Below are 605 nucleotides of genomic sequence, written 5' to 3' on the forward strand. Positions count from 1 at the left end.
CTGCGGGAGCGTGCCGTCAGCTCAATGTGTTCGGTTGAGATCGGAAATCAACCGATTTGTGATAAGTGATTTGTGATAAGTGATTTGTGATTTGTGATTAATATATAAAAGCCCTCTTTAAAGGGCTTTTATGTTTATTTTGAAAAAGAGATAAAATCAATATATCCCTTTTCCCCAATTTTTACAACGGCATTGTAGGGCTTTTTCTCTTTGTTTTTGATTCCTTTTACCAGGGTTTCTTTTCCCTCCAGTAATTCTTTTACATTCGTTTTGGTTAGTTTTTTCTTTCTAAAATGTTCAGCTAAAGTAAACTTACATTCAGGATAATTTGAACAACCATAAAACGATTTTTTTAATACAATATTGTTGCCACACTTAGGACATTTTCCTACAAGGGGTCCCGAGCGCTTAGTGGGAATTTGTACCCCTTATCGATACAAATTCCCCGTAGGCGCTAGGGACCTCTTTAGCTTCTTGGAAGCTGTCAGTAGTATATCTAATAATTTATCTCCATTCCCTTTAGTAACGTGTAACTTTCCAAATTTAAAAAAGCCTTGATTATCAACTTTATCCGAACACCTCCCACATTCATCCGTACATGTGCG

At 36.4% G+C, this 605-nt stretch carries 2 pseudogenes; both read right to left on the reverse strand.

The features are described 5' to 3' along the window. Window positions 1-134 precede the first annotated feature (134 nt). Window positions 135-395, reverse strand: a pseudogene (locus DW195_RS10785) (topoisomerase DNA-binding C4 zinc finger domain-containing protein); the annotation flags it as partial. Between the two features lie 33 nt (window positions 396-428). Beyond that, a pseudogene (locus DW195_RS10630) lies at window positions 429-551 on the reverse strand (rRNA adenine methyltransferase); the annotation flags it as partial. Between the last annotated feature and the right edge of the window lie 54 nt (window positions 552-605).

The sequence above is a fragment of the Collinsella sp. AM17-1 genome, from assembly GCF_003470665.1.
Classification (GTDB): domain Bacteria; phylum Actinomycetota; class Coriobacteriia; order Coriobacteriales; family Coriobacteriaceae; genus Collinsella.